The sequence below is a fragment of the Intrasporangium chromatireducens Q5-1 genome (genome assembly GCF_000576575.1).
Classification (GTDB): Bacteria; Actinomycetota; Actinomycetes; order Actinomycetales; family Dermatophilaceae; genus Intrasporangium_A; species Intrasporangium_A chromatireducens.
The window spans coordinates 1-22,682 of the sequence record NZ_AWQS01000001.1; the positions used below are offsets into that span (position 1 = coordinate 1).

Consider the following 22,682-nt stretch of genomic DNA (forward strand, 5'->3'; position numbering starts at 1 on the left):
TTCTTGACGAACTGCGCCTCGTCGAGCACGAGCCCGCGCCACTGCCGCGCGCGGAAGCCGTCCTCGTCGAGGCGGAAGATGGCGTATGACGTCACGACGACGTGGGCGCCGACGGTGGCCTCCGCGACCGGGACCCCACGCCGCCGCTCGGTCTCGGTGAGCCCCACAACGTGAAGGTTGGGCGTGAAGCGGGCCGCCTCCCGCAGCCACGCGCTGACGACGCTGGTGGGCGCGACGACGAGCAGGGGCTCGTCCGGAGTGAGCGACCCTGCCGCCCGGGCGCGCTCGGCCATCGCCAGGGTCTGGAGCGTCTTGCCGAGGCCCATGTCGTCGGCGAGGATGCCGCCGAGGTCGTGATCCCAGAGCAGGGAGAGCCAGTGGTAGCCATCGAGCTGGTAGTGCCGCAGCTCGGCGTCGACGCCGGCCGGCACGTCCGGCCGAGGGAGGTCCTCGAGCATGAGCAGTGCACCGACGGACCGAGCCCACCGCTCGCTCTGGTGCGTGACCACGCCGAGCTCGACGAGCTCGGCCCACATGCCGGCCTGGAAGCGGTTGATGCGCAGCCGGTCCGGCTCACGGTCCTGCAGCCCTCGGGCCTCGGCGACGATCCGCCGCAGTGCGCGCAGGGCGGGCACGTCGAGGGAGAACCACGTGCCGTTGTCGAGGATGAGGTGCTCCTCGCCGAGGGACAGCGCGGTGAGGAGCCGCGCGAGGGGCACGGGGTGGCCGTCGACGGTGATGTCGATGCCGAGCCCGAACCAGTCGAGCTGTGGCCCGTCCTCGGCAGGGGAGGAGAAGAGGTCGCCGGGCTCGGGGTCGCTCGTTGAGACGGAGACGAGCGGTGCGGCGGTCGTCTCCGTGTAGGCGGGCAGGTCGCCGGCGACGGACACGTCGATGTCGTCGCGGCGCTCGAGCTCGGGCAGCACGTCCCGGACGAAGCGAACCGTGTCCATGCCGGTCAGTTCGGGGTCCGCCACGACGGCGACACCGGTGAGGTCATCCTTGGCAGTGCGCAGCCCCGGCACGGCGTCGAGGACGTCGAGGCTGGTGAGCAGGGCCTGCTCGGCCGCGCTGTCGCGGGCAACGGGAGGGCCGCCGCGCGCGCCGTCTCCGCGGAGTGGCACGTCGATCCGGTCGCGTCCGACGTCGTAGCGGAAGGCCCAGTGCAGGCGCAGCCGGTGCTCTGGCTCGACGGTGAGCCGCAGGGCGAGCCGGGGCGGCAGGACCTCCGGCAGCTCGACGGTGTCGTCGCTGGAGATGACCCGGGCCTGCTGGCGCAAGGTCGGGTAGTAGTGCTGAAGGAAGCGGTCCACGTCGGCGGCGGGGACGTGGACGGTTCGCCCCATCAGCGCCGCGAGCCCCGGGTCGACCGCCTCGGCGAACCGGGCGAGCACCAGTTCGTCCTGCAGCTGGACGAACAGCCCGTGCGGCGGCGAGCCGATGACGTGCCGTGGGCCGTCAGTGGGGAGCGAAGGCGGGAGGTTGCCGCGCACCGTGAGCGCGCCGGCGCTCGTCGTCGACAGGTCGAGGACCGGGGCGATCGGTTCCGGCAGGAGACGGACCGCGTGCTGGCCACGGTTGCCCGTCACGAGCGTGACCCCCGCCGCGAGCGCCTCCTCGAGGAGGCGCCAGAAGGCCAGGCCCAGGTCGTCGACCGCGACGGTCTGGTTCGACGAGTAGAAGTAGCCGTTGGTGCGGGTGCGCTCCCACAGCTGGAAGGCGCGGACCGCGGAACGGTGCTCCGGGTTGATCGCGCCGCTGCGATAGCCGTACTCCAGGTCCTGCCAGCTCACGCCGGTGCGCACCCAGCCGCCGTTGGCTCCCGCGGTGAGCGGCCGCAGCGTGAGGCGCGGCTGCGCCTGGCTCTTGGCGAAGCGCGTCGCTGGAGTGCTGACCTCGGCGAGGAGTGCCAGCGGCTTGCCCCGGCTCGTGTCCGCGGCGGGAGCAGCAGGGCGAACGATGGCGTCGAAGACCGTTTGCCAGGCGGGCGGTTCCGCGGAGCCGGCCAGTGCCGGGTCACGCGGGCTGCCTGCAGTGTCGAGCCCATCGACCCCTGCGATGCCCCGCGCGGCGAGGACCGCCGCGACGACGTGCTTGCAGTCGAGCTCCATGGGGCACGTGCACGTGCTCGACCAGGAGAGACCCTCGCCCTGCGCGTCGTCGCCATCCTCGTCGAGGCTCACCGTCGTCGTGTAGGCGCTGGCGCGGTGACCCTTGACCTTCGCCACGACGAGGGTGCCGCCTCTGCCGATCGTGCACTTCACGACCCGGTTCTGGCGCGAGTAGCGGCGCCCGCGGTCGACCGTCGTGTCGCCCAGCTCGGCGCGGAGGTGCGCCTCGTCGAGGAACGTGAGCCAGGGTGCAGCGGTCATGGGCGTCCTGCTGGTCGTGCGTGGCGGTCGGCGTTCAGCCTACGGCTGCGCACTCCACCGTCTGCCCCGGCCCGGCAGCGGCGTCCGTAGCATGTGGCCGGGACCGCCGAGCGCGAAGGAGCCGAGGACAGAGATGGTCGAACCCCTGTGGACGCCAACCGAATACCAACTGAGGGACAGCGCCCTCGCGCGCTTCCAGCGGCAGGCGGCGCAGCGGCATACCGTCCCGTCGGAGGGGTTCGACCCACTCTGGCGCTGGTCCACGACGGAGGTGGCCGATTTCTGGTCCGAGGTGTGGGACTGGTTCGGACTCCCGCCCCGCCCGGCAGACGCGCCCGTCCTCGAGGGCGACCACATGCCCGGCGGCTACCGCTGGTTCCCCGGCATGCGGCTCAACTATGCGGAGTTCCTTCTGGCACAGGGAGATCCGGATGACGTGGCCGTCATCGGCACGACCGAGGCCGGCGGCCGCCGCGCCCTGACCCGGCGTGAGCTGCGCGAGCAGGCGACGGCCTTCGCGGCGACCCTGCGCCGGCTCGGCATCGGGGAGGGCGACCGGGTCGTCGGCTACCTGCCCAACGTCCCCGAGGCCGTCGTCGCGTTCCTCGGCACGGCCCTGATCGGCGCGACGTGGAGCGCCGTCGGGCAGGACTACGCACCCAGCGCGGTCGTGCACCGGTTCGGCCAGCTCGAGCCGCGCGTGCTCGTCACGGCGGACGGCTACCACTGGGCCGGGCGGCAGGTCGACCGCCTCCCCAGCGTCGACGAGCTCACCACGGGGCTGCCCACCATCGAGCACACCGTCGTCGTCTCGCATCTCGGTGCTGCGGCGCCGGAGGGGACGATCGCCTGGTCCGATGCCGTCAGTGCGAGCGACACGGAGGAGCCGCTCGAGCCGGCCCCGGTGCCGTTCGAGCACCCGCTCTGGGTCCTCTACTCGTCCGGCACGACCGGCCTGCCGAAGGGCATGGTCCACAGCCACGGCGGCATCCTGCTCGAGCTGCTCAAGATGCTCTCGCTGCACATGGACATCGGTCCGGGCGACCGCTTCTGCTGGTACACCTCGCCGAGCTGGGTCATGTGGAACATCCAGACGTCCGCTCTCGCGGTCGGCGCGAGCATCGTGTGCCACGACGGCTCGCCGGTGCACCCGACGCCGGCGCGCCTCTGGGAGGTCGTCGCCGACGAGCAGGTGACCTTCCTCGGCATCTCGCCGGGTTTCCTGCAGGCCTGCGAGAACGCCGGCCTGCGCCCGGGCGAGCAGTTCGACCTGTCGCACCTGCGTGCGATGGGCTCGACCGGCTCGCCGCTCGCCCCGCACCTGCACGAGTGGGCGTATGACGCTGTCGGCCCGGTCCCGCTGTGGTCGGTCAGCGGCGGAACCGACGTCGGCAGCGGCTTCGCCGTGGGGGCGCCGACCGTGCCGATCTGGCCGGGCGAGATCTCCGTGCCGTCGCTCGGGGTCGCCCTCGACGCGTGGGACGACGACGGCAAGCCGGTGCGCGGCATCGTCGGCGAGATGGTCATCACCCAGCCGATGCCGAGCATGCCGCTGCACTTCTGGAACGACCCCGACTTCGAGCGCTACCGCGACGCGTACTTCACGGTCTACCCGGGAGTGTGGCGCCACGGCGACTGGATCACCATCACCGAGCGCGGCTCCGTCATCATCCACGGCCGGTCCGACTCGACCCTCAACCGCAACGGCGTCCGGATGGGCAGCGCCGACATCTACTCGGCCGTCGAGACGATCCCGGAGGTGCTCGAGGCGCTCGTCATCGGTGCAGAGCAGGCGGACGGCTCCTACTGGATGCCGCTCTTCGTCGTCCTCGAGGACGGCCGCGCGCTCGACGACGACCTCGTGGCGCGGATCAAGGCGGCGATCCGCGACAAGGCGTCACCCCGGCACGTCCCCGACGAGGTCCGCCAGGTCCGCGCCGTCCCGCACACCCGCACCGGCAAGAAGCTCGAGGTGCCGGTCAAGCGGATCCTGCAGGGCCTGCCGATCACGCGGGCCGCGAACCGGGACACGATCGACGACCCGTCGCTGCTCGACGACTTCATGCGGATCCGGCAGGAGCGCTACCCGTCCTGACAGCGCGAGGAGGTCTGTCGACATCAGTCAACCGGCACCCTCCTACCGCTTGACATCTTCGGAACGTGTTCTGAAGATGGAGGAATGTCAGCCGCCACGGTCTCCCGCTCTGTGCGTTCCTCGGAGCTCTCTCGCAATCCTGCTGCCGTGTTCAAAGCGGCCGAGGACGGTCCGGTCACCATCACCCGTCGGGATGGTGAGAGCCTCGTTCTGACCAAGAGCAGCGATGCCAAGAGGCAGCGGGCCGGACTCGAGCTCGCCGCGCACCTGGTGGCTGCATCGCTCTCGCCCGAGGATCAGCCGTTCGAGGAACGGCTACGACTGCCGTTCCCCTGGACGGAGTTCCTGACCGCTGAGGATCGAGCAACGTTCGCCAAGGAAGTCGTCGATGTTGCCCGTGCCTGCGCGGCCGTGTCGCAGTTCGACCACCTTCTCGTGACGATCAAGGCATGGCAGTCGACCGCCGAGGCACTCGCATCCGGCTACACCGCGGACGAGGACCTCGACTGGCTCGATGAGCCGGTGCACGCTCCCGACCCGCGCACCGAGTGAGCGCCGCCAAGTCGGGGACGGTGCCGCGCCCACTCAAGAGGGGCGAGTTCCGTATCCAGTTCGCGACTTCCCAGGCAGCCAAAGGATGGGAGGCCCTGCTCGGTACGACGCGCAACGCGCTGGTGGACGCGTGGGACTTCTTGACCCGTACTCCTCAGGAATCCTCGTTCCGATGTCATCAACTCAAGGGAGAACTCGCTCGCGTCACGCATCACGGGGAATCTCACGAGAGGTGGCAGTACGAACTCCCTGGGGGCGCGCGCATCTGGTTCTACGTCTCCGGTCAAACAGTCTTCCTCGTCGACGTTCACACCCATCACCCGAACCAGACGAAGTGACGCGGTTGTCCACAGGTGGCTGGGCTTGGTCGGCGCGTGCCGCGCCTGAGGTGACAGGCTGGCGGCTCGAGGCAGACGGAAGGTGGGCCGATGGGCAAGAGCAGCCGGAAGCGCCGTGACGGGCAGGGCGTCAGGCGGGGTGCAGGTTCCCGGAGTCAGGGCGACGCGTTCGGGCCGGGACGCGCCCGCTCCGCGATGGGCGACATGCCAAGTGCGCCTGACCCCGAGGGCCTTGCGGCGCTCGTGCCGCAGCTGGTCAACGACGGGCTGATGGCCCTGGACCGTGGCAACGGCGCGGCGGCGGACGACGTGGCGGTCGCCTTCGCGCAGGTGTGTGCCGTCCCCGTGGCCCGGCGCATCGTCGTCACCCACCTCGGCACGGCGCTGACCGACGCGACGACCGAGGCGTGGCAGCGCGGCTGGCAGCCGGCCGACGTGCACCGCTACACCGGCCGCGTCCTCGGCACGGCCGAGCAGGCGCTCGCCGTTGACGTCATGAGCCTCGAGCTGCAGCGCTACGCCACCGCCACCGTAGATCCGCGGTGGCTCGGCCAGCTCGACGAGCTGGACGCGCGTGTCTGGTGGGCGCCATCCCAGACCCTGCTCGACGCGCACCGCGAGCGTGGGCTCGACTGGCTGACCCTGCTGACCCGGACCCTGTCCGTGCTGCACCTGCTCGTGCGGCTGCCGCGGCTCGAGCTTCTGACGCCCCTGCCCGGGACCGTGGTCGCGCCTCGTTCACCCAAGGATGGCTCGGGCGGCGCGGACCATCCCGCCGTCGACGAGCGGATCCTCTCCCGCGTGCGACAGCTGCTGGCCAAGGCGGAGTCGACGACGTTCGAGGCGGAGGCGGAGACGTTCACCGCGGGTGCTCAGGCGCTGATGGCGCGGCACAGCATCGATGCGGCCCTGCTCGCCGCCAGCGACGGCAGCCCGGGCGCTGGGGACGCACCTCAGGGCCGCCGGATCGGCATCGACAACCCCTACGACGGACCCAAGGCGATGCTCCTCAACGCTGTCGCTGCGGCCAACCGCTGCTCCATGGTGTGGAGCCGCGAGCTCGGTTTCGGGACTGTCGTCGGCTTCGAGGCCGACCTCGAGAGCGTCGAGCTGCTCTTCACGTCGCTGCTCGTGCAGGCCACCCGGGCGGTGACCTCCGCCGGCTCGCGGACGGACGTCTACGGCCGGAGCCGGACGCGGCCCTTCCGGCAGTCGTTCCTGTCTGCCTACGCCCACCGGATCGGTGAGCGGCTCGAGCAGGTCATGGCGGAGGAGGTCGACGCCGCCGCGGCGGCCGACGGAGGCGGTGGACGCGAGCTCGTCCCGCTCCTCACGGCACGGACGGAGGAGGTGAAGCGGGTCGTGGAGGACTGGTTCCCGACCGTGCGGAACCAGACCGTCCGCACCGGACGTGACGCGGAGGGGTGGCACTCGGGCCGCGCAGCTGCCGACCGGGCGCACCTCGGCGCCGGCGACGAGATCGGGTCCGCCTGACCGGGCGCTACGTCACTGCTCACTCTGAGTGAGCAGTGACGCAGGGAGCTGCCGGCGTTCTCGGTGCGTTCGCGCGTGCGACAGTCGCCTACTCAGCGCGCGTCGAGGTCGGCGGCCAGCTCCTCCGGAGCCCGCATCCGCCAGGCGTCCGTGACGAGCTCGGTGAGCCGGTCGAGGTCCACCTCGGCCAGGCGCAGCATCACGAGCGGCATCTCGTCATAGGCAGGTGTCGTGAAGAAGAGCTCGGGCTCGCCGAGCAACAACGCCTGCTTCTCCGCCTCGTCCCCGACGAAGAGCACGGCGATGTCGGTCCGGATGACTCGTCGGTGGCCCGGCTTCCGCTCCGGGTAGGACCAGACGAAGCCCTTCTTGCCGACGCGGAAGTCGAAGCCTTCGCTCTCGATCTCCTCGACGTGGGGCAGGCCGAGGGCGAGGCGGCGTACGTCGTCAGCATCGGCCATGGCGGGTGTCCTCCTGGGGTGTCGCCCTCATTCTCCCGCCCGAGCAGTCCCGCTGGCCCGGTGCCACCCGAGCGGTCCCGCGCGAGAGGTCCCACCGGAGAAAAACGGGAGGCGGGCTGTCGGTGGTGGTCGGTAGCGTTCTGTCACTGTGACGATGACGCGGCTGGAACAGGACGAGACCCCGAGAACGCAGCAGGACGCAGGCGCAGGGGCCGTGCTCCCGGCGGGCCGCACCCCCGTCGACTGGCGCCGCGTTCGTCGCCCGCTCACCATCGTCTGCTTCAGCATGTCCCTCACGGGCGCCATCGCGGCGTCCCTCGGCTCGATGGTCGCCGGCCGGCTCGCCGAGCACGCCACCTCGACGCTGGTGTGGCTGCTCGCCATGTGCGTCATCGGCGGCGCCGTCATCGACACCGTCGCCAAGATGATGTGGGCCATGGTCTGCGACCGGGCCGAGGGCAAGCTGCGCGCCGACCTGCTCGACGCGGCGATGGACCAGCCGCTCTCCGAGCTGTCCGAACAGGCCGTCGGCGAGGTGCTCGACCGCATCGACGACGACACCTGGGAGGTCGGCCAGCTGATGCGCTGGGGCGTGTGGCAGGCCGTGCGCACCCTGCTCGCCTCCGGCCCCCTCTGGGTCGTCGCCAGCGTCGCCTGGTGGCCCGCCGCCTTCCTCTTCCCTCTGACCGGCTTCCTGACCTACTGGGTCGTGCGCAAGCTGCTGCCCCAGGTGGCCGAGCGCAAGGTCGTCGAGGAGGCGGCCTGGACCGACCACGCCGCCTCGACGGAAGAGGGCGTCGCGGCCCGTGACGACCTGCGCACCGCCCTGGGTCAGGCGCACGTGCTGCGCCGCAACGCCCGGATGGCCGCCAGAGTCCACGCAGCGCTCGACAAGGTGCTGAGGGTCGAGGCCCGGATCACCCGGCGCAGTGGCGGGCTGCTCCACGGCGCACTGGCCGCGGTCGCGGTCGTCGGCACCGCCCTCGTGCTCGCCGGTGACCTTTCGACCGCCCGGCTCGTCACGCTCTTCCTCGTCACGACGATGTTCGTCGGTGGCGTCGACATGCTGGCCCGGCACCTGCCTGACCTGCAGGAGGGCTTCGGTGCGGTGCTCCGGCTGCGGGCCATGCTCGGCGCCCCGGCGGAGCCCACCGGCGGGCTGCCGCTGCGCGACGGGTCGCTCGACGTGGAGTTCCGCGACCTCGAGTTCAGCTATGGCACCGGCACGTTCGCGCTGCGAGGCATCGACCTCGTTGTCCCGGCCGGGCACACGTGCGCGCTCGTCGGGCGCACCGGCTCGGGCAAGTCCACCCTGGCCTCGCTGCTCTCCCGCGCGGTCGAGCCGCCGCGCGGCAGTGTCTTCCTCGGCGGCACCGACGTGCGCGACCTCGACCTGCAGCAGCTGCGCGCCGCGGTCGGCGTCGTCACCCAGCGCACCGAGGTCCTGGCCGGCACGCTCGCGGAGAACATGACGCTCTTCGGTGACGTGCCGCGTGCCCGCATCGAGGCGGCCGTCGCCGAGCTCGGGCTCACCGACTGGGTGGCCGGCCTGCCCGACGGGCTCGACACCATGCTCGGCCCGGGTGGCACGACCCTGTCGGCGGGCGAGGAGCAGCTCGTCGCCTTCGCCCGGCTGCTGGTCCGTGACGTGCGCGTCGTCGTCCTCGACGAGGCGACGGCCCGGATGGACCCGGTCACCGAGGCCCGCGTCGTCCGCGCCGCCGACCGGCTCATCTCGGGACGCACGGGCATCCTCGTCGCCCACCGGCTCTCCACGACCGAGCGGGCGGAGCAGGTCGCCGTCCTCGAGTCGGGTCGGGTCGTCCAGCAGGGCCCGCGAGGTCGGCTCGCCTCGGCCGACGGGCCGTTCCGCCGGCTCCTCGAGGCCGCCGCGCACGAGGTCGTCGTCGAGGAGCACCACCACGAGGACGCCGCTATCGGCTCGGTGCGTCGCAGCACCACCCCGCCGCCGCCCCCGGTGTTGAAGCCGACGCCGAGCCTCGGGCGGCAGGTCCTCCACGCGGTGCGCGTCCAGCCGCAGTGGGGCCTGCTCGGCGCCTCGCTCTTCCTCGTCGCCTCCCTGACCGGAGCGTTCGGTGCCGTCACCGGGTGGATCTGGGGCCTCGTCGTCACCGACCTGCAGGGCGGGCGCAACCCCGGCTGGCTCACCGCAGCGCTCGTCGTCTCGCTCATCGTCGGCCCGCTCGTCCTGTCGCAGGCGTTCCGCTCCTATCCGCACTGGTGGGTCGAGGTGCGGCTCCGGGTGCGGGCCGCGGTGCTGGCCGGTCAGACGGCCCAGCGTCGGCTCGTGCGCACCCCGCCGGGTGAGGTCGTCGCACGCACGATGGACGCCGACCGGCTCGCCCGCTACACCGACCGCTGGGTCGACTTCGTCAACGGCCTCATCGTCGCGTCGATGACCGCCCTCATCGCCGGGACGTGGCTCGCGGGTGCGGTGCTGCTCACCGTCATGGTCATCTCCGCGCTCGCCTCGACGCTCGGCCGGCCGGTGGCCGGCCGCTCGGCCGCGGCGGCCTCGACGGCGCGGGCGAACTTCGGCCGGTCGCTCGTCTCGGCGCTCGAGTCGATCCGCACGGTCAAGCTCGCCGCGGCCACGCCGCAGGTCCACTCGCACCTGCGCCGGGTCGACGGCGGCCGGGTCGACGCTGCCGTCCGGGAGCACCGGGTCCAGGCCCTGCTCGACGGCGTGCCGATCGTCATGGTCCAGGGCGGCGTCGTCGCCGCGTGGGCCGGCTATCTCCACGGCACGTGGCCGCTCGCGATCACTCTGCTCGTCGCGAACGCCGTCAGCGGCTTCGACTGGTTCGGCCGGGTCGCCGGCTCGGTCGTCACCGAGGCGCCCGGTGTCCGGGCCTGGATGAACGCCACGAGCGAGCTCGCCGGTGGCGGCGACCTGATGGACCTGCCGCCCGGCATGGACCTCGTCCACGGCCTCGCGAACGAGCCGGAGCCGGGTCCGCGCGAGCCGCTGCGCAGCCTCACCCTCCGTGGGCTCACGGCGGTCCACGACGACGGCACCATCGGCGTCGAGGACGTCGACCTGCACGTCGAGGCGGGCGAGCTCGTCCTGCTCCTCGGGCAGGTCGGCTCCGGCAAGTCGAGCCTGCTCTCGTCGCTGGCCGGGCTGACGGCCCACACCGGCGACGTGCTCTGGAACGGGCGGCCCCTGGCCGAGCCGGAGGTCGAGCTGCGGCCGGGGCGGGTCGCCCACATCGCCCAGGTGCCGCGGGTGCTCTCGGGCACCTTCACCGGCAACATCAGCCTCGACCACGCCGACCGTCAGGTCGAGCCGGCCCTCGCCACGGCGCGGATGGAGCGCGATGTCGCCGAGGCCGGCGGCCCTGACGCACTCGTCGGGCATCGCGGCGCCCGGCTCTCCGGCGGGCAGGTGCAGCGCCTCGCGCTGGCCCGGGCGCTCGCCTGCGAGGCCGAGCTGCTGCTGGCCGACGACGTCTCCTCGGCACTCGACGCCGCCACCGAGATCGAGCTCTGGGCCGCTCTGCGCTCCGGCGGGGCGACCGTCATCGGCGCGACAAGCAAGGCCGCCGCGCTCGCTCAGGCCGACCGCGTCGTCGTCCTCGACGGCGGCCGCGTCGTCGAGACCGCCCCGTGGCGAGAGCTCGCGCAGCGCTGGGGCCACCTGGCTGGCTGACCGGCTGGGCGCCCGTCGCGCTGAGACACTGCACACTCAGAGTGTGCAGGGTCGCAGCGTGCTCCCGTTGCGGTCCCCGCCCGTATGCCGCTCACCGCGCCCCGCAGGGACGGTGACCTCTCGTGCGGGGCTCGGCTCAGCGGCATACGGCATGAGGTTCAGACAACTCCAACCGAGCGGGTCAGGTGGTGGCGTAGCTCGGCTCGGCGACGGGACGCGGCTCGGCGAGGACTCCGGCGACGAGCCCACCGAACCCGAGCAGGAGGAGCGCCGCGGACGTCGGGACGGCCCAGGCGCCGAAGTTGCTGCCGACGAACTCGACCACGAGCCACGCCCACAGCACCGGGCCGGCCCAGCGGAACGGCAGTCGGGAGCGGAAGTGCGCGATCGACAGCAGCAGGAGGCCGAGCACCATGCCTGCCAGCCCGAGGAGGAAGTAGGGCACCATGTGTGGCGACTCCTCCTGGGCGGTGAGCAGCTGCCCGTAGGTGTCCCGGTGCTCGGGGTCGCCCGCCATGACGAGCTGGGTGATGGCCCACGAGCCCGGAACGGTGTGCCCGAACGCGCTCAGCACCGCAAGGATGCCGCCGATGACGGCGAGCCGAGGGGCCCGCGGGCGCAACCAAACCGCGAGGCCCACCGCGGCCACCGCGAAGGCCAGCTGGGACCACAGGAACAGATGAGTGGCCGCGCCCGCCCGCAGCGGAGCTGCGGCGAATGCAGCAGGCCAGTCGGCGCGACTGTCAGGCAGGTTCGGTTGGAGGACGACGAAGCCGAAGGAGAGCAGTGCGAAGGCGGCGACAGCGGTGGCCGTGAGGATGCGAAGGGTTCTGGTCATGTCGCCATGCAAGCCGCCCACGGCGCCCTCCGGCATCGGTCCACAGGGGACTGCGATGTCAACTCCAGGATGATCCCGCAGGCCCGGCTGGTCTCCTATGGTTGGCGCCATGACGCTCACCCGGAGCCGCGTCATCGACGCTCTCGTCGTTGTTGCCGTGCTCGTCAGCGGCCTCGGTGAGGTCTGGGTGCCTTTCGACTCCAGACAGGGTGACGGCAACCTGACCTGGACCACGGTCCAGGTCGTCGTCGTCGCCATCGCGCTGTGGTGGCGGCGGGTGCAGCCGTTGCGCACGTTGGCTGTGGTGCTCGCCTGCTTCGTCCTGCCGGAGCTGGTCACCACGGGATTCCTTTTGTTCTTCGGCAGCTTCGTGCCGATCTGCATCGCGGTCTACTCAGCGGCCCGGCATGGCGTCGGACGGCAACCGTGGCTCGCCGGGGGGTTGACGGCCGCCGCCTTCGTCTATGGCGACCTCTTCATCGAGCTCCTCGGCGGCCTGACGGAGATGCTCTACCACTGCGGCGTGCTCATCGTGTGCTTCGCCGTCGGCCGTCGCCAGGCGGTCCTGGCCAGGCGGGCCGAGGAGTCGCAGCGACAGGCGATCCGGGCCGAGGTCGAGGCAGCGGAGCGCGCTGCCCAGGCGGTGCTCGAGGAGCGCACCCGGATCGCGCGGGAGCTGCACGACATCGTCGCCCACGCGATGAGCGCCATGGTCGTGCAGGCCGGCGCCGCCGAACAGGTCGTCGACGAGGACTATGAACGGGTTCGCAGTGCCCTCAGGGCGATTCGCGAGACGGGAGCGGAGGCGCTCGGCGAGATGCGCCGACTCGTCGCGGTGCTCCGTGACGACAACGACCTCGGCCTCCTCGCGCCGCAGCCGGGGCTCTCCGGGCTCGCCAGGCTCGTCGACGACGCGCGACGGAGCGGGCTTCCGGTCGAGCTGACGGTGTCCGGCGAGGAGCGAGGCCTGCCCGCGGGAGTCGACCTCGCGGCCTACCGGATCGTGCAGGAGGCGCTGACCAACGCGCGTCGGCACGCCTGCGAAGCGACCTCGGTCACCGTGGACCTCCGGTTCGCCGCCGACCGGCTCGACCTCGAGATCCGCGACGACGGCACGGCCAGCGCGGTCACGGCCGGTTCCGGCCACGGCCTGGTCGGGATGCGGGAGCGCGTCGCCCTCTACGGCGGGACGCTGCAGACGGGACCCCTGCCGGAACGCGGGTTCCTCGTCCGGGCGACGTTGCCGCTCGCGATGTTGCCGCTCGCCCCGTCGGCGCTACCGGGGCCCGCGCCGTCGAGGCTGTCCGACTCACCCACTCCGACGGGTGGTGCTCCGGCATGACGCGCGTGGTCATCGTCGACGACCAGCAGCTCCTGCGAGAGGGCTTCCGGCTCATCCTCGAGCGAGCCGGCATGGTGGTCGCCGGGGAGGCCGCCGACGGCGTCGAGGCGGTCGACGTGTGCCGCGCCGAGCGACCGGACGTCGTCCTCATGGACGTGCGCATGCCCCGTCTCGATGGGATCGAGGCGACTCGCCGCATCGTGGCAGCTCAGCCTGAGGTCCGAGTGATGATGCTGACCACCTTCGACCTCGATGACTACGTGTATGCCGCCGTGCACGCGGGCGCCAGCGGGTTCCTGCTGAAGGACGTGTCGCCGCAGGACCTGGTCCACGCGGTGCAGGTCGTGGCCCGTGGCGAGGCGATGCTCGCCCCGGGACCGACGCGGCGGCTGCTCGCACGCTTCGCAGCGGCACCGCCGAACGCCGAGACGCCACGGCCGGACGTCACGGAGCGGGAGTGCGCCGTCCTCCGGCTGGTCGCGAAGGGCCTGTCCAACACCGAGATCGCGGCTGAGCTCTTCCTCTCGGAGGCGACCGTCAAGACGTACGTCTCGCGGCTGCTCACCAAGCTCTCCCTGCGTGACCGGGTGCAGTTGGCCGTCCTCGCCTATGAGTGCGGGCTCGTCCGCGCCGGCGGTCAAACGTGAGGTGAGCCTTCCGTCGCGACCAGAGCTCTCACCGCGCTGGGGTCAGCTGGCCGGGTGACGTGTTTCGGTGCTGCCTGAGTGGGGCACCCGACGGGGGAGGGGGTTCCATCTCTGGGAGGACATCCCATGAACGACAACCCGTCGGAACATCGGCCGGAACAGCGGCAGGGCCGCCCGCAAGAGCCTGACCAGGGCGGCGCGAGCATCACCAGCTTCTTCCACGAGCTGCGGCAGACGAACAGCGGCGTGCTCCTGCGCATCTCGGCCATCGCCGCCATCGGTGGCCTGCTCTTCGGCTATGACACCGGCGTCATCTCCGGGGCGCTGCTCTACATCAAGGACGACCTGCACGCCGGGACCCAGGCGCAACAGTGGATCGTCTCGACGCTGCTCCTCGGCGCGATCCTCGGCGCGGTCCTGTCCGGGTATCTCGCCGATCGGATCAGCCGCAAGTACACGAAGGTCATCTCCGGCATCGTCTACGTGATTGGGGCGCTCGGCTGTGCCTTCGCGGTCAACGTGCCGATGCTCATCGGCTTCCGGTTCGTGCTGGGCCTGTCCGTAGGGACCGCATCCTTCGTGGCGCCGCTCTACATCTCCGAGGTGTCGCCGCCTCGGATCCGCGGCGGTCTCGTCTCCTTCAACCAGCTGGCCATCACGAGCGGGATCCTGCTGTCGTATCTCGTCAACTTCGCCTTCAAGGACGCCGCCAACAACTGGCGCTGGATGCTCGGCGTCGCCGTCATCCCTGGCGCCGCCCTCGCGATCGGGATGCTCACCGTGCCGCACACGCCCCGGTGGCTGATGGAGCAGCACCGTGAGGACGACGCCCGCGGCGTCCTCCAGAAGCTGCGCGAAGGGGACGGCAAGGACAGCGACGTCGACGGCGAGATCGACGAGATCAAGGACGCGGCCAAGAGCGAGCGCTCCTCAAAGCTCGGCGACCTCTTCCACGGCCGGCTGCGGCCGCTGCTGTGGATCGGGCTCGGCCTCGCGATCTTCCAGCAGTTCGTCGGGATCAACACCGTCATCTACTACGCCCCGACGATCCTGGCGGACACCGGCCTGACCAAGAGCGCCTCGATCACCCAGACTGTGTTCGTCGGCGTCACGAACGTCGTCTTCACCGTCGTGGCCGTGCTGCTGCTCGACCGAGTCGGTCGGCGCAAGCTGCTGCTGACCGGCACGGTCGGCCTCACCATCGCCCTCGCCGTGCTCGGCGTCTACTTCACGTCGAGGACCCTGCAGCAGCAGGCGGGTTGGCTCGCCCTCGTCGCGCTGCTCGTCTACATCGCCTCGTTCGCCATCGGGCTCGGCCCGGTGTTCTGGCTGATGATCTCGGAGATCTATCCCACCGGCGTGCGCAGCAAGGCGATGTCGGTCGCCACGGTGGCGAACTGGGCGGCGAACTTCGTCGTGGCCGTGACCTTCCTCAGCCTCGGGCAGGCGATCACCCGGCAGGGCACCTTCTTCCTCTACACCGGGATCGGTGTCGTCGCCTTCCTCTTCTTCCTGTCCCGAGTGCCCGAGACGAGCAACCGCAGCCTCGAGGACATCCAGCAGGAGCTGACGGCCCCGCGCAGCTGACCGCCGACCCGGGTCGCCAACCCGTTGAACCCGCCCCCCGGTTCGAGGTATTCGCCGGTCACCACTGACCGGTAAATACCTCGAACCAGCCGAAGGGGCCCCCGTTCGAGGTATTCGGCGGACACCACTGACCGGTAAATACCTCGAACCAGCCGAAGGGGCAGGGGAGGGAGCGACGGGTCAGGAGGCGATGGGCTCCGTCTGCCGGGCGTCGGCGCCGGCGTCGGCAGGGAGCGGCCGGCGGCGCAGGAAGGCCGCGAGCAGCGCCCCGGAGATGTTGTGCCACACGGAGAAGACCGCGCCGGGCAGGGCCGCCATCGGGCTGAAGTACTGCGCGGCGAGGCCCGCGGCCAGACCGGAGTTCTGCATGCCGACCTCGACGGCCACCGTGCGCCGCACCCGCTCGGGCTGCTTTGTGGCCACAGCGAATCCGTAGCCCACGGCATACCCGAGGCAGTTGTGCAAGACGACGGCGGCGAGGACGAGCACACCGGCCTCAACGATCTTGGCCGCGCTGCCCGCGACGACGGCCATGACGACGAGCGAGATCGCGACGACGGAGATCCACGGCAGCACCGGCAGGGCGCGCGCCACGAGGCGAGGCAGCAGGAGGCGCACGACGAGCCCGAGCGCGACGGGCAGCAGCACGATCGTGGCGATCGACTTCGCCATGCCGCCGCCGTCGACGGGCATGTACTGGCCGGCCAGCCACAGCGTGAGCAGCGGCGTCATGAGCGGCGCGAGCAGCGTGGAGACCGAGGTCATCGCCACGGACAGCGCCGTGTCGCCCTTCGCGAGGTAGGTGACGACGTTCGAGGAGGTGCCACCCGGCGCGCAACCGACGAGGATCACGCCGGCGGCGAGCTCGGCGGGCAGGTGGAGTGCCCAGGCGACAAGCCAGCCGAGCAGCGGCATGATGAGGTACTGCGCGACGACGCCGAGCAGGACCGGAAGCGGGCGGGTCGCGACGAGCCGGAAGTCCGGCACGGTGAGGGTCAGCCCCATCCCGAACATGATGATGCCGAGCAGTGGGTTGATGATCCCGCCGAGTGGCTTGAAGGTCCCGGGCAGGAAGAACGCGACGAGCGCCGCGACGATGATCAGGGCCGGGAAGACGCTGACAGCGATGCGAGCGCTGCGGTCCTCGGCGGAGGTGGACGGGGTGGTCTGTGGGTTCGGCGCGGTCACGTCGCGTCAGTGTGCCAGTCCTGTCCGCATGGCGAAACCGGAGAACCGCACGCTGAGACGCTCCGCACGGTTCGTATGCCGCTCAGCCAGCTCAGCGGCATACGTCTCCTCGATCTCGGGGTGCGTGAGAGTCGAGCGCACTCAGCGCGCCGGAGCGTCCGCGGGGGCGCTCTCGAGGTGGCGCTTCAGGCCGGTCCAATCGCCACCCGCGTCAGAAGGAGCCGACGACCGGGCAGACCTCGACGCTGCGGACGACCGGCGAGCCGGCCTGGTCGGGCACGACGGGCTGGCCGACCGTGAGCCTCCCAGCGAGCCCCTTGGCGGACGCCTCGTCGTCGAAGGTGACGACCGAGGTGCCAACGCCCTCGCCTCGGAAGATCCAGACACCCGAGCGGGCCCCTGCTTGTCTGGCCCTGGGAATAATCACGTCATTGAGCAGGGCGTTCCCACTGCCTTCTCCGGCGCCCTCGACGACCACGAACACGGCGAACATGTGGCCCCCCTTCTGGGTCATGGCATGCTCGCAACGTAGGCCGATTCGCTGAGCACCGTTGGCGGATCAAGAAGATCGCCGCGAATTCCCTGCCCGGAGCCGTCAGCTCGCGGCCTGGGTGGGGGTGCGGCTCTCGAGGTGCTCCTTGAGACCGGTCCAGATGCGCCGCTCGTTGCGCTGCCCGAGGAGGGCCATGAGCGGCTTGAGCAGACGCAGGGCCCCGGTGGGGCGCAGCTGCCACCGCCAGCTCATCCGGGTCCCGGCGGGCACCGCCTCGAAGGTCATCCCGCCGACGATGAGCATGCCCTCGAGGTTGGTCGTGGACTCGATCCGGTGCGGCCGGTCGACGCCGGTGAACTCGACGACCATGCTCGTCCCGTGACGAAAGCTGGTGACCGTGGCGGCGAACCGGGTGCCGACCCCGATCGGGCCTGGCGTGATCTTCGCGCTGGCGGTCATGGTCGGGTTGTACAGCGGCTCGTTGCGCTCATCGACGACGAAGTCGAAGACCTCATCCACGGGCCGGTCGATCTCGATGCTCCCGCTGACTTCAGGCTGCCACATGGCGGCTCACGTCCTCCCTCTCGATGCTCCTCCCGCCCTCCACCGTGGTGCCGCACCACGGGAACGGGCAGGGTCCAACGTCCTCCCCAATCGACAGCACGATGCCGGCGATCGAGAGCACGACGGCCCGAGCGCCGGACAGGCTTCGTGCTTCAGAGCACGACGCGGCAGGCGAGCTGGAGGGCGAGCCGGGCCTCAGGGTCGTGCAGGTCGATCCCGACCAGCCCCTGGATGCGCTGGACCCGCGTCGACACCGTGTTGCGATGCAGCCCGAGCCGCTCCGCCGTCGCGACGATCGAGGACTCCTCGTCGAGGTAGGCGGCCAGGGTCTGCCGTTCGACCTCGCTCAGGGGAGCGAGCAGGGAGGCAGCCGCCGAGGCGAAGGTGTCGCCTCCGGTCCACGCGAGGAGCAGCTGCTCGAGTCCGAGACTGTCCACGTGCACGAACCACCCGGACCGGGCGCTGTCGGCGGCCAGACGGGCCGCGTCGCGGGCCTCACCGAGTGTCGCGGAGAGACCGGTGGGGCCGGACGCGAGCGACCCGACGCCGGTTGCGACGGTGAACGAGGCCTGGGCGGACCGGTGCAGCTCGTGCAGGTCCCGCACCCGCGCGGCGACGACGGCGGGGGACGGCGGCTCAGGGAAGGTGAGCCACCCGGTGACCCCGCCACCGCGGGTCGTCGCGTGCGAGTCGACCGGGATCCGGATGAGCAGCGAGGAGACGAGCCGGAGCAGCTCCAGCGGGTCGAGGCGGCCACGACCGACGATGCGGAAGCCGACGTGGTACCCGTTCGTGCGCCACCCGCGGGCCTTCATCCGCTGCTCGAGCTCGGCATCGACGTTGCCTCCGGACTCCAGAAGGTCGCCGAGCAGGCCGGACGAGCGCGAGGCGTCGCTGACGGCCTCGACCTCGTCGATCAGCAGCCGCGCGGCGACCATCGGCATGACGACCTCGACCGCGGTCGACAGGGCGTTGCGGTACGCGGTGGAGGCGTCCTTGCCGTGCAGCGCGACCCGCAGCGCCTGACGGGTCCGGCTCTCGACCGGGACTGAAGCGACGAGCCCGTCCGGCGACTCGGCGATGTCGAGCCAGCGGTCGAAGGTGATCTGCTTCAGGAGCGACTCCGGGATCGGCTCGCCGGCGCCCTGCAGGATGCCCTCCTGGTCGATGAGGGCGATCCCGTGCCCGACGTTGGCGTTGATGTGCCGGAGCAGGTCGCCGAGGTCGTCGGCGCGGTATTCGATGGAGCGCGCGATCCGTTGCACCATCCAGAGGGCCAGGGCGTCACGCGCCTCGAGCAGCTGCCAGCACGCCCGCGCAAGCCGGGTGGGATGGTCCGTATGGAGCAGGGTGAGGCCCAGCCGCTCGGCCAGCGCGCGGCTGCCGGGCCCGGGCGCCTCTCCGGTCAGGGCGATGCCGGTGAAGCCGCGGTCGTGCACGCGCCGCAGCAGGGCGTCGACCTGCCAGGAGGCTCCGGGCGCCGGGTCGATGAGCACGGCGAGGCCGTCGTCCACCTCGGCGGGCAGGGCATCCTCACCGATCTCGACGACGGCCTGCGTCCAGACAGCGCTCGTCCCGTGCAGGACGGTCAGCCCGCCCGTGTCCGGGTGCTCGAGCAGGGCCTCGAGCGACAGTTCCGCGCTCACCCGGTCTCCTCGAGCCCCTCGATGCCCCAGTGGATCGCCTCGGCCTGGCGACGACGGCTCGGGCTCGCGAGCCACCACGCGGGGGCCGGCAGGGACAGGAGCACGAGGTCCTTGCCGACCGCCACCTGGTCGACCTCGAGGACCGCCATCGTCGTCGCGTCGAGGGCGACGATGATCGTTGGGGTCGCGGCGACGACGACGCCGTTGCGCACGAGCGCGACGAGCTCGGACCGCGCGACGAGCCGCAGCACGGCCCCGTCGTCGGCCTGCACCTCGAAGGAGACGACCCCCGGTGCGGTCCGCTCGTGCCGGGCGTCGATGACCCGTCCGGTGCCGAGCAGGCGACCGCCGAGCGAGTCGGCCAGCGCCGGTAGGTCGGCCCGGATCGCATCAGCCGACGCCCGACCGATCGCGAGGGCACGCGCCACGGTGCCGGTCATGGCGTGCGCGTGCAGGTCGCCGACCGTGAAGCCGCCGAACGCCGTGCCGGCCCAGCCGCCGTTGCACTCGATGGCCGTGCGGATCACCCGCTCGACGTCCCGGGGGCGCGCCCCCTCGACGACGGCGACCCCACCCGGACCGGCCGACGCGGCCGCGACGATGCCGGGCAGCCCGTCGACGAGGACGGAGAGCTGGTCGAAGTCGGGCAGCGCCCGTCCCATGCAGTCGGCGTCGACGAGGTCGCGCGAGCCGGCGAGCTGGAGGTTGGCCAGTCCGTTGATGCCGGCCGCCTCGATCGAGCAGATGACCGCGTCCTCGACGCCGAGCCACCGTTCGATGGCGCGGATCGCCGGGCCGAACGGGTCGAGCCCGGGGAGCTGCTCCTCGAGCAGGAAGGTCGAGCCGCCATAGCCGACGGCGATGCACGGCCGGTCCGGGTCGAGCTCGGCGGGGGAGTGGACGGTGATCGGCCACGTCGCAGAGTTCTCGAGGACGAGGGCGCTCAGGTGGGGCGAGCCGGCGCCGCCTGCGCCGAGCATCGCGAAGCCGCGGGCGAGCGACTCGAGGTCGTCGCGCTGGAGTGCAAGTGGCACCCGACCAGCGTAGGTGCACGCCGGCCGGGTGCCGGGAGGGGGCGGATGGCGCTGCCCGGGGGAGGAGGGCAGCGCCATACCGCCGTGGGCCTGACGGAGGGGGGAGCCGTCAGGCCGTCGTCGCCTCCGAGAGGGCGAGGCCCTCGACCGGGGCGAACGTCTCGTCGAGCCCGAACGCCGACGGCCCGAACGCGGCGAGGGCCTCGGGGGTGCGCATCATGTCGGGCGTCGAGATGCCGAGCACCCGGACCCGCTGGCCGTAACGGAGTCCCTCGGTCGTGATCGGCTCGGCCGACTCGCTCTCGACGACGCAGATGAGGTCGGGCACGATCGCGACGAGCTCGCCGTTGCGCAGCGCGATGAGGTTCTCGTTCTGGAAGCGGATCTCGAGCTCCTCGTCGTGCCCGTCGGTCGGGGCGATCCGGGCGACGCCCTTGGCGAAGCCCTCGGTCGTGCGCCGGTCGACGTCGACGACCTTGCCCTCGAAGAGGGTCCGGACATGGGCATAGAGCGTCGTCGACAGGGTCTCGGCGATGGCCTCGAACGGCGACCGGTTCGCCTCCCGGGCCTCGCGAATCGCGCGGCCCAGCGTGAGCGCCATCGACAGCGTCCGCGGCACGGCCGTGCGCTTCACGTCGGCGCCGGACATCGCGTACTCCGCGATGTGGCCGACCCCACCGAGCCGGATCGTGATCGCGCGGGCGAGCCACTCCATCTGCCGGTCGTCGTCACCGGTGTCGATGATGACCCGCTCGCCGCGCTCGCCGGCGAGAGCGAGCGGCGAGCCGTGGACGCCATACACGGCGAAGGTCTCCATCGACAGCTCGGGGAAGGCACGCCCCATACCGTCCGCGTCGACGACCGGCAGGCCGGTCTCGGCGGCGACGATGAGCGGGATCATCGAGTTGATCCCGCCGCACTCGATCGGCATGGTCGCGTCGGCCTTGCGCCCGAGGTGCTCCTCGAGGATGCGCAGCGAGAGCGACGGCTCGGTGCCGGCCGGGATCTTCTCGACCATGACGGTCGGCGCGCCCATCTGGGCGGTCGGGATGACGAAGAGGTCGTCGTCGATCTCGTCGGGGTCGAGCACCGTGATGGCGCCGTCGCCGAGAACCCGCTCGACGAGCATCTGCCCGATGTAGGGGTCGCCGCCGCCGCCGGTGCCGAGGAGCGTCGCGCCCCGCGCCAGGTCGGACAGGTCGTCCTTGGTGATCTGCCAGCTCATCGGACCGCCTCCAGGGTGTCTGTCGGAGCGAGGGTGGTGTCTGCGGTGCCGCGGCGGTCGCCGGGGTCGGGCGTGCCGTCGAAGCGGTGCGTCGTGACGGGATAGCCGAAGTAGCCGGGCCCGACCATCTCGAGCGCGGCGGGGGAGTGCCACCGCTCGTCGGCGGGCGCGGCGATGACGCGGACCCGCTGGCCGTAGCGCAGCGCCTCGGTCGTGATCGGCTCGCCGGAGTCGTGCTCGAGCACCATGATCAGGTCGGGCGTCGTGACGAGGACCTCGTCGCCGAGCTGGGCCATCAGGTGCTCGTTCTGGAAGGAGAGCTCGAGGGTGCCGGCCTCGCCGTCGATGCGGGCGTGGCCCCGGGCGAAGCCGGCCGTCGTGGCCCGCTCGACGTCGACGACCTTGCCGGCGAACAGCTCCCGCCCGCGCAGCTCCTCGACGGCCCGGGCGACCGGGTCCTCGTTCGCGGTGCGGGCCTGCGCGATGGCGGCGCCGACGGCGGTCGCCTGGCTGAGCGAGCCGAGCACCATCGTCTGGCGGAACTGGGCGCCCGACTGCGGGAAGAGCGTGATGATGACCGAGCAGCCCATCTCGACGCACGCGACGCGCGCGATCCGCTCGGCCCAGAGGTTGTCGATCGTATGGAGCACGCCGGTGTTGCCCTTCTCGTCGGCGAACGCCATCGGCGAGGCCGACAGGCCGAAGAGGGTGGGCAGCACCATCTGCAGCTCGGGGAAGGCCCGGCCCATCGCGTCGCCGTCGACGAGCGGCAGGCCGAGGGCGGCGGCCGCGGCGACCGGGATCGTCGAGTTGACGCCGCCGATCTCGGCGCACGCGATGTGGGTCACCGGCGCGTCGAGGAGCGGCTCCATCGCCCGGAGCGGGGCGACGACCTCGTCGAGGGAGGGCAGCTTCTCGACCATGACGGTCGGGGCGCCCATCATCGCGACCATGACGACGACCGCGTCGTCGGGCAGCTCGTCGGCGGGCACGACGGTGACGGGGCCGTGGGTCTCGATGGCCTGGGTGGCGAGGAGCGCACCGATGTGCGGGTCACCGCCTCCGCCGGTGCCGAGGACCGCCGCGCCCCGGGCCAGGTCGGGGACGTGCTGCGTGTCGAGGGTCCACGCCAC

Annotated in this window: 18 protein-coding genes; 7 read left to right on the forward strand and 11 right to left on the reverse strand. The window is 71.7% G+C overall.

Translation table 11 applies throughout. The features are described 5' to 3' along the window. The coding region (locus N864_RS00005) for an SNF2-related protein (protein ID WP_034711882.1) at positions 1 to 2,372 on the reverse strand (2,372 nt) is incomplete at its 3' end. A 133-nt stretch (positions 2,373 to 2,505) separates the two neighbouring features. On the opposite strand from N864_RS00005, the gene N864_RS00010 reads away from it, so the two are divergent. From N864_RS00010 to N864_RS00025, 3 genes are all read left to right on the forward strand, one after another. Then, complete coding sequence (locus N864_RS00010) at positions 2,506 to 4,467, forward strand: acetoacetate--CoA ligase (RefSeq protein WP_034711886.1); 1,962 nt, start codon at positions 2,506 to 2,508, stop codon at positions 4,465 to 4,467. Positions 4,468 to 4,614: 147 nt separating this feature from the next. After that, a complete protein-coding gene (locus N864_RS00015) occupies positions 4,615 to 5,019 on the forward strand; it encodes a type II toxin-antitoxin system Phd/YefM family antitoxin (RefSeq protein ID WP_240474140.1) in 405 nt (134 codons plus the stop codon). Positions 5,020 to 5,447: 428 nt separating this feature from the next. After that, on the forward strand, positions 5,448 to 6,851 hold the full coding sequence (locus N864_RS00025; RefSeq protein ID WP_051517985.1) for a DUF2786 domain-containing protein: 1,404 nt from the start codon (positions 5,448 to 5,450) through the stop codon (positions 6,849 to 6,851). Positions 6,852 to 6,943: 92 nt separating this feature from the next. Here N864_RS00025 and N864_RS00030 read toward each other — a convergent pair whose 3' ends face one another. Next, positions 6,944 to 7,312: an MmcQ/YjbR family DNA-binding protein gene (locus N864_RS00030; RefSeq protein ID WP_034711890.1), complete on the reverse strand. Its 369-nt coding sequence runs from the start codon at positions 7,310 to 7,312 to the stop codon at positions 6,944 to 6,946. Between the two features lie 154 nt (positions 7,313 to 7,466). Here N864_RS00030 and N864_RS00035 point away from each other — a divergent pair, with 154 nt between their 5' ends. Then, a complete protein-coding gene (locus N864_RS00035; RefSeq protein WP_034711893.1) occupies positions 7,467 to 10,985 on the forward strand; it encodes an ATP-binding cassette domain-containing protein in 3,519 nt (1,172 codons plus the stop codon). Positions 10,986 to 11,166: 181 nt separating this feature from the next. On the opposite strand, the gene N864_RS00040 is transcribed toward N864_RS00035, so the two are convergent. Beyond that, the gene (locus N864_RS00040; protein ID WP_155892734.1) at positions 11,167 to 11,823 is read right to left on the reverse strand and encodes a DUF4386 family protein; all 657 of its coding nucleotides are present in this window, start codon (positions 11,821 to 11,823) and stop codon (positions 11,167 to 11,169) included. Between the two features lie 109 nt (positions 11,824 to 11,932). Between N864_RS00040 and N864_RS00045 the strand changes: the two genes are divergently transcribed. From N864_RS00045 to N864_RS00055, 3 genes are all read left to right on the forward strand, one after another. After that, on the forward strand, positions 11,933 to 13,165 hold the full coding sequence (locus tag N864_RS00045; RefSeq protein ID WP_051517986.1) for a sensor histidine kinase: 1,233 nt from the start codon (positions 11,933 to 11,935) through the stop codon (positions 13,163 to 13,165). Beyond that, positions 13,162 to 13,812, forward strand: a complete 651-nt coding sequence (locus N864_RS00050; RefSeq protein ID WP_034711899.1) for a response regulator — start codon at positions 13,162 to 13,164, stop codon at positions 13,810 to 13,812. The genes N864_RS00045 and N864_RS00050 overlap by 4 nt, the downstream gene beginning before the upstream one ends. A 126-nt stretch (positions 13,813 to 13,938) precedes the next feature. After that, complete coding sequence (locus N864_RS00055) at positions 13,939 to 15,399, forward strand: sugar porter family MFS transporter (RefSeq protein WP_081793216.1); 1,461 nt, start codon at positions 13,939 to 13,941, stop codon at positions 15,397 to 15,399. A gap of 180 nt (positions 15,400 to 15,579) precedes the next feature. On the opposite strand, the gene N864_RS00060 is transcribed toward N864_RS00055, so the two are convergent. The 8 genes from N864_RS00060 to N864_RS00090 all read right to left on the reverse strand — a co-directional run bounded on the left by N864_RS00060 (position 15,580) and on the right by N864_RS00090 (position 22,682). Then, positions 15,580 to 16,587 carry a bile acid:sodium symporter family protein gene (locus N864_RS00060; RefSeq protein ID WP_034711901.1) on the reverse strand — a complete coding sequence of 336 codons (1,008 nt, stop codon included), beginning with the start codon at positions 16,585 to 16,587 and terminating at the stop codon, positions 15,580 to 15,582. A gap of 6 nt (positions 16,588 to 16,593) precedes the next feature. Further along, positions 16,594 to 16,728, reverse strand: a complete 135-nt coding sequence (locus N864_RS26205) for a hypothetical protein (protein ID WP_276203087.1) — start codon at positions 16,726 to 16,728, stop codon at positions 16,594 to 16,596. Positions 16,729 to 16,798: 70 nt separating this feature from the next. After that, positions 16,799 to 17,101: a hypothetical protein gene (locus N864_RS00065; protein WP_034711903.1), complete on the reverse strand. Its 303-nt coding sequence runs from the start codon at positions 17,099 to 17,101 to the stop codon at positions 16,799 to 16,801. 81 nt (positions 17,102 to 17,182) lie between these two features. Then, positions 17,183 to 17,644 carry an SRPBCC family protein gene (locus N864_RS00070; RefSeq protein ID WP_034711905.1) on the reverse strand — a complete coding sequence of 154 codons (462 nt, stop codon included), beginning with the start codon at positions 17,642 to 17,644 and terminating at the stop codon, positions 17,183 to 17,185. 152 nt (positions 17,645 to 17,796) lie between these two features. Then, positions 17,797 to 19,290 (reverse strand): PucR family transcriptional regulator, encoded by a 1,494-nt coding sequence (locus tag N864_RS00075; RefSeq protein WP_034711907.1) that lies wholly within the window; start codon positions 19,288 to 19,290, stop codon positions 17,797 to 17,799. Further along, positions 19,287 to 20,324 carry a DUF917 domain-containing protein gene (locus N864_RS00080; protein ID WP_034711909.1) on the reverse strand — a complete coding sequence of 346 codons (1,038 nt, stop codon included), beginning with the start codon at positions 20,322 to 20,324 and terminating at the stop codon, positions 19,287 to 19,289. The genes N864_RS00075 and N864_RS00080 overlap by 4 nt, the downstream gene beginning before the upstream one ends. 109 nt (positions 20,325 to 20,433) lie before the next feature. Then, complete coding sequence (locus tag N864_RS00085) at positions 20,434 to 21,549, reverse strand: DUF917 domain-containing protein (RefSeq protein WP_034711911.1); 1,116 nt, start codon at positions 21,547 to 21,549, stop codon at positions 20,434 to 20,436. After that, positions 21,546 to 22,682: a DUF917 domain-containing protein gene (locus N864_RS00090; RefSeq protein ID WP_081793218.1), complete on the reverse strand. Its 1,137-nt coding sequence runs from the start codon at positions 22,680 to 22,682 to the stop codon at positions 21,546 to 21,548. Before N864_RS00090 ends, N864_RS00085 begins: the two co-directional genes overlap by 4 nt.

Bases quoted from the DNA above. Each gene is read 5' to 3' on its own strand.
- N864_RS00055 (WP_081793216.1), top strand. From the start codon at position 13,939: ATGAACGACAACCCGTCGGAACATCGGCCGGAACAGCGGCAGGGCCGC.
- N864_RS00085 (WP_034711911.1), bottom strand. From the start codon at position 21,549: ATGAGCTGGCAGATCACCAAGGACGACCTGTCCGACCTGGCGCGGGGC.
- N864_RS00045 (WP_051517986.1), top strand. From the start codon at position 11,933: ATGACGCTCACCCGGAGCCGCGTCATCGACGCTCTCGTCGTTGTTGCC.
- N864_RS00065 (WP_034711903.1), bottom strand. From the start codon at position 17,101: ATGACCCAGAAGGGGGGCCACATGTTCGCCGTGTTCGTGGTCGTCGAG.
- N864_RS00030 (WP_034711890.1), bottom strand. From the start codon at position 7,312: ATGGCCGATGCTGACGACGTACGCCGCCTCGCCCTCGGCCTGCCCCAC.
- N864_RS00070 (WP_034711905.1), bottom strand. From the start codon at position 17,644: ATGTGGCAGCCTGAAGTCAGCGGGAGCATCGAGATCGACCGGCCCGTG.
- N864_RS00040 (WP_155892734.1), bottom strand. From the start codon at position 11,823: ATGACCAGAACCCTTCGCATCCTCACGGCCACCGCTGTCGCCGCCTTC.
- N864_RS00050 (WP_034711899.1), top strand. From the start codon at position 13,162: ATGACGCGCGTGGTCATCGTCGACGACCAGCAGCTCCTGCGAGAGGGC.
- N864_RS00035 (WP_034711893.1), top strand. From the start codon at position 7,467: ATGACGCGGCTGGAACAGGACGAGACCCCGAGAACGCAGCAGGACGCA.
- N864_RS00025 (WP_051517985.1), top strand. From the start codon at position 5,448: ATGGGCAAGAGCAGCCGGAAGCGCCGTGACGGGCAGGGCGTCAGGCGG.
- N864_RS00010 (WP_034711886.1), top strand. From the start codon at position 2,506: ATGGTCGAACCCCTGTGGACGCCAACCGAATACCAACTGAGGGACAGC.